6 protein-coding genes are annotated in these 5,025 nt (G+C 64.0%); all 6 read right to left on the bottom strand.

Translation table 11 applies throughout. From position 1 onward, the window contains the following. The coding region (locus EOD15_RS28270) for a MotA/TolQ/ExbB proton channel family protein (protein ID WP_127409046.1) at positions 1 to 747 on the bottom strand (747 nt) is incomplete at its 3' end. A 104-nt stretch (positions 748 to 851) separates the two neighbouring features. Continuing rightward, positions 852 to 1,538 carry a hemolysin III family protein gene (locus tag EOD15_RS28265; protein ID WP_164762153.1) on the bottom strand — a complete coding sequence of 229 codons (687 nt, stop codon included), beginning with the start codon at positions 1,536 to 1,538 and terminating at the stop codon, positions 852 to 854. 106 nt (positions 1,539 to 1,644) lie between these two features. After that, positions 1,645 to 2,445 (bottom strand): inositol monophosphatase family protein, encoded by an 801-nt coding sequence (locus EOD15_RS28260; protein WP_127327626.1) that lies wholly within the window; start codon positions 2,443 to 2,445, stop codon positions 1,645 to 1,647. 83 nt (positions 2,446 to 2,528) lie between these two features. Continuing rightward, the gene (efp, locus tag EOD15_RS28255) at positions 2,529 to 3,095 is read right to left on the bottom strand and encodes an elongation factor P (protein WP_013529127.1); all 567 of its coding nucleotides are present in this window, start codon (positions 3,093 to 3,095) and stop codon (positions 2,529 to 2,531) included. A 173-nt stretch (positions 3,096 to 3,268) separates the two neighbouring features. Then, positions 3,269 to 4,309, bottom strand: a complete 1,041-nt coding sequence (locus EOD15_RS28250; RefSeq protein WP_127409045.1) for a tetratricopeptide repeat protein — start codon at positions 4,307 to 4,309, stop codon at positions 3,269 to 3,271. A gap of 1 nt (position 4,310) precedes the next feature. Continuing rightward, complete coding sequence (locus tag EOD15_RS28245; protein WP_127323222.1) at positions 4,311 to 4,958, bottom strand: thiamine phosphate synthase; 648 nt, start codon at positions 4,956 to 4,958, stop codon at positions 4,311 to 4,313. Between the last annotated feature and the right edge of the window lie 67 nt (positions 4,959 to 5,025).

The following is a 5,025-nucleotide window of genomic DNA, read 5'->3' as shown; positions in this document are numbered from 1 at the left end:
GTCCGACGACAGGTCGGTCACCGAGGAAAGCCAGTTTTCCAGTTCGGTGTAGAAGCGTGTCTGGGCGCGACCGGCCTGCAGGTCGAGGAAGCCGAGCACCAGCGAGCCGGAGAGGCCGAACAGCGAGGACGAGAAGGCGGTGCCCATGCCGGCCAGCGGCGCCGAAAGCCCCTGCTTCAGGGAATCGAGCACCGCGGCGGCGTCACCGGTGCCGGGATCGAGCGATTCGATGGTCTCGCGGATCGAACCGATGGTGTTCAACAGTCCCCAGAAAGTGCCGAGCAGGCCGAGGAACACCAGCAGGCCGACGAGATAGCGCGAGGTGTCGCGGCTTTCGTCGAGGCGGGTGGCGATGGAATCGAGCATGGTGCGCATCGAACTGGTCGAGAAGGCCGTCGCCGAGGAGCGGCCGATCATCGCCTTCATCGGCGCCAGAAGCACTGGTTCGGTGGTCTCCGAGCCGGCACGGAAGGAGTTGACCCAGCGCACTTCGCGAAACAGTCGCCCGACCTGGGCGAAGGCCAAAAGGATGCCGACCACCAGCACGCCGACGATCAGGCCATTGAGGCCGGGATTGCTGCCAAAAGCGGTTGAGATCTGTCGGGTGAGGATGGCGGCGATGAAGGCGACGATGACCAGGAAGATCACCATGGTGAGCAAAAAGACCTGCGGGCTCGATAATTTATGCGGGTCGTAGATCAGGACATCAGAACGTCTGCCCATGCCGAAGGATCTGAGAAAAGCCATCCGTGCCCCGTTTCCGATGCCGCCGCCGATCACGTAACCCGCGACTCTAAACGGAATTGTGACCAAATTGAATGGCGCTTGGCAATATTGCCGCGTCGAGAATGTCAGAAGCGATTGATGACCAGACAGTCGACCATGGCGGCCAGATGCAGGCCAGCACCGGTGACGACGAAACCGTGCCACAGCGCGTTGTGGAAGCGCAGCCCCTTCCAGGCGAAGAAGATGACGCCGCAGGAGTAGACCATGCCGCCTGCGACGATCAGCGCTATCGATGTCGTCGGCAGCGTCTGGACAAGCGGCTTGACCAGGATGATGCCGCTCCAGCCGATGGCGAGATAGAAACCGATCGCCAGCCGGTCGAAACGGCCGGGAAAGAACACCTTGATGGCAATACCCAGCACTGCCGCGGTCCAGACCAGCACGATCATCCAGCGCGCCAGCGGCGAGCCTTCGAGCTGCGCCAGGAAAGGCGTATAGGTCGCGGCGATCAGCAGATAGATCGCGGCGTGGTCGAAACGCCGCAACACCCATTTCAACGGCGACGACACCGGCCACAGATTGTAGGTCATCGACACCGAGAGCACGGTGAGCAGCGAAACCACGTAGAAGGCGGCGGCGATGTATTCGCCAGGTCCGACACGAAAGGCGGCAAGCGCCAGCAGTGCCGACCCTGCCGCGATCGCCAGCACGATGCCGATCGCGTGGACAACACCGTCTGCGATCATCTCGGCACGCGAATAGTGCCAGCGTCCGATGAACGGGATATCGGGGTAGGGTTGGTTGTCTCTCACTAAGCCGGGTTCCTGCACCGCGCCCTTCAATTTGGGCGCATGCCGGGCAGTATTTCAAGCTTCCATTGCGGTTTTGCGACTGCGGCGCATCAGCGCGGCGTGGCTGTCAGCGGGAGGAGAGCGGCTTCTTCACGACCTTCAGCAAAGCGCGCTGGATGATCTCGTTGCCGGCGACGACCGAGCCGTTGTCGAGCATGTCCTGGCCGCCATCCATGTCGGAGACGAAGCCGCCCGCCTCGCGGATCAAAAGCAGCCCGGCGGCGATGTCCCAGGCCGACAGGCCGGTTTCCCAGAAGCCATCCATGCGGCCGGCGGCGACATAGGCGAGATCGAGCGATGCGGAGCCGAGGCGGCGGACGCCGGAAACCTCGGCCATGACATTGCGCAGTTCGACCAGGAAATTGCCGTGGTGGCCGCGGCCGAGATGCGGCATGCCGCAGCCGATCACGGTGTCGACCAGCTTGATGCGGCCGGCGACGCGCAAGCGGCGGTCGTTCATGAAGGCGCCGCCCCCGCGTTCGCAGGTGTAGAGTTCGTCCATCGCCGGATTGTAGATGACGCCGGCGACGATCTGGCCCTGGCGCTCCAGCGCGATCGAAACGGCAAAGAGCGGAATGCCGTGCAGGAAATTGGTGGTGCCGTCGAGCGGGTCGACGATCCAGCGATGCTGGCTGTCGTCGCCTTCAACCACGCCGCGCTCTTCCATCAGGAAGGAATAGCCGGGCCGAGCCTTGGACAATTCGGCAAAGACGATGTCCTCTGCCTTGCGGTCGGCCTGGCTGACATAATCGCCGGGGCCCTTCATCGAGACCTGCAGGTTCTGCACCTCGCCGAAGTCGCGCGACAGCGAGCGGCCGGCCTTCATTGCGGCCTGGACCATGACGTTGAGAAGGGCTGAGCGTGCCATAGTGCTTTTTCCCGGTGCTGCGCTTTAAATTCTGCCTCGATGCCTGTCGGTGACCCGGAACCCGGCCACTTGGGCGACATGCGTCAGTCGGCGCGGCGCACGTAAGTGATTTCGTTGGTGTCGACGATGATGCGCTCGCCGGCGCCGATGAAGGGCGGCACCAGGACGCGGATGCCGTTCTCCAGGATCGCCGGCTTGTAGGACGATGCCGCCGTCTGACCCTTCACCACCGGGTCGGCCTCGGTGATGGTCAGCGTCACATAGTCGGGCAGCGAAATGCCGATCGGCCGCTCTTCGTAGAGCTGGACCGTCACCATCATGCCGTCCTGCAGGAAGGCGGCGCGATCGCCGACGAAGTCCTTGTTCAATTCGAGCTGCTCGTAGCTCTGGGTGTCCATGAACACCAGTGCGTCTTCCTGCGCGTAAAGGAAGGAAAAATCCTTCAGGTCGAGCCGGATCTGTTCGACGGTCTCGGCCGAGCGGAAGCGCTCGTTGAGCTTGGTGCCGTTGATGAGGTTCTTCAGTTCGACCTGATTGTAGGCGCCGCCCTTGCCGGGCTTGACGGTGTTGGTCCTGACCGCCACCCAAAGCCCGCCATCATGCTCGATGACATAGCCGGGACGGATTTCGTTGCCATTGATCTTGGCCATGATGAGATGATCCGGAATAATGCCAACGGCCACGCCGTCGGTATGGATGTTCGCTGGGAAAGCGATTTCGGGCTCCCAAGACCACAAATCGCCAGAAGAGGCAAGGGAGCGGGCAGGTCGGTGCCAGGCGAGGGGAGCCGAGGTTACACTTGCAATGACCGCGAGAACCGCCGTCAAGGCAGCCGGTTGGCCTTCTGCAGCGCCTGCTTGGTCTGGTCGTCGTCCAGCCCCTGCAGGAAGTCGTCCATCTGTGGGTCGATGAGGCCGGCACGGCGGGCGACGACGTACCAGGCGCCGGCAAGCACAAGGTCCGGATCGGTGCCGATGCCTTGCATATAGAGCTTGGCCAGGCGGTTCTGGGCGGCGACATTGCCGCCCTCCGCCGCCTGCTTCATCCAGCCGAAGGCGGATTTCAGGTCGCGCGCACCGCCGCGGCCTTCGATCATCCAGGCGGCGAGATCGATCTGCGCGGTGTCGTAGTTCTGCCTTGCGGCCTGCGCCAGCAGGCGCCTTGCCTGGGCGTCGTCACGTGGCTTGCCGCCGACACCGTTGGCGTAGATCTGCGACATTGCATATTGCGCGTCCGCGAGGCCGGTCGCGGCGGCGCGCTCATAGTAGGAAACCGCCTTGGCCATGCCGGCGTCGCCGGGGTCCTGCTGGACCAGCATCTGCGCGAAATTGAATTGCGCCAGCCGGTTGCCGGCTTCGGCGGCGGCCTGCATCAAGGCGTAGGCCTCTTTTCCATCCTTTTTGACGTAGCGGCCGTCGAGCAGCATCAGCGCATACTGGAACTGCGATTCCGGCACACCCTGTTCGGCGGCCAGCGCGTACCATTTCGCCGCTTGCGCCGAATTGACCGGCACACCGAGCCCCCGCGACAGGATCTCGGCCACCAAGGTCTGCGCCGCCGGATCGCCGTTTTGCGCCCGGACCAATGCCAGATTGTAAGCTGTCTTGTAGAGACCGCGCTGGAAGGCGCCATAGGCCGCGTCGGCGGGTTTTGCGCCGAAGCGGTCGGGATTGACCGTGTCGGCCGACGGCAGCGGCGCGGGCTTGGCCGTGGTAGCGGGCTGCGGCAATGGCTTCTCGATCGGCTTGTCGGTGTGGACGCCGATTTCCGGCTTGGGCTGCGGCAGGGGGATGGTCTCCGCGGCGGCAGCCTGGACCATCAGCACCGCAAGCAGAGCCTGGAGGGGAAGCGTCGCCGAGGACATTTCAGTCCTCGAAGCGCGGCGCGGTCTCGTCGAGCAGCGCGTTGGCGGTGGCGACCGCTGTCCCGGGATCGGTGCCGTCGGCGAACACGGCGCTCGACAGCGCCACGAATTCAGCGCCGGTGGCGCCCACCGCTTCGACCGAGGCGATGTCGGATCCGGCCATGACGATGCAAGGGATCTGGATCATGTCCGCCCACCATGCGCCGAGCGACAGGTTGCGCGGGTGCGGTTCGGGCTTGTTGTCGTAACCGAAGCGGCCGAAGAAGATGTAGTCTGGCCGCGTCTCGCCAAGCTCGAGCGCGTCGTCACGTGTCTTGGCGCCGCCGGTGCCGACCATCATCTTTGCCTGGAAATGCTCGATCGTCTCGGCAAGTTCGGCCTTGGAGACCTCGACATGGATGCCGTCGGCCTGGACGCGGCCGGCTATGCGGGTGTCGCCGGCGATGATGACAGCAACGCCGGCGGCTTGCGCTGCCGGCACGATCTGTTCGGCGAAAGCCTGGAAGGAGGCTTCATCCATGCCGTTCTCGGGCAGGATCAGCGAAGCGACATCGCCGCCATCGAATGCCGCGACAATACGGGCCGCCGGCACGCCGGACGGCGCGATCAGCACGATGCGACAGCGATTGGGGGGCGTTGCTTCATTCATGGTTCTTCGGGTCCCGCGTTTCGCCTATGCCGGGCGAAGATGGTTGGATTGCGGCATAGAGCAAAGT

This window comes from Mesorhizobium sp. M7A.T.Ca.US.000.02.2.1 (assembly GCF_003996995.1).
Classification (GTDB): Bacteria; Pseudomonadota; Alphaproteobacteria; order Rhizobiales; family Rhizobiaceae; genus Mesorhizobium.
The sequence above is the reverse complement of the archived record's forward strand: the minus strand, read 5'-3'. Positions and strand labels throughout refer to the sequence as shown.

Coding starts and splice junctions, on each gene's coding strand:
- EOD15_RS28260 (WP_127327626.1), bottom strand. CDS start 2,445: ATGGCACGCTCAGCCCTTCTCAACGTCATGGTCCAGGCCGCAATGAAG.
- efp (WP_013529127.1), bottom strand. CDS start 3,095: ATGGCCAAGATCAATGGCAACGAAATCCGTCCCGGCTATGTCATCGAG.
- EOD15_RS28250 (WP_127409045.1), bottom strand. CDS start 4,309: ATGTCCTCGGCGACGCTTCCCCTCCAGGCTCTGCTTGCGGTGCTGATG.
- EOD15_RS28245 (WP_127323222.1), bottom strand. CDS start 4,958: ATGAATGAAGCAACGCCCCCCAATCGCTGTCGCATCGTGCTGATCGCG.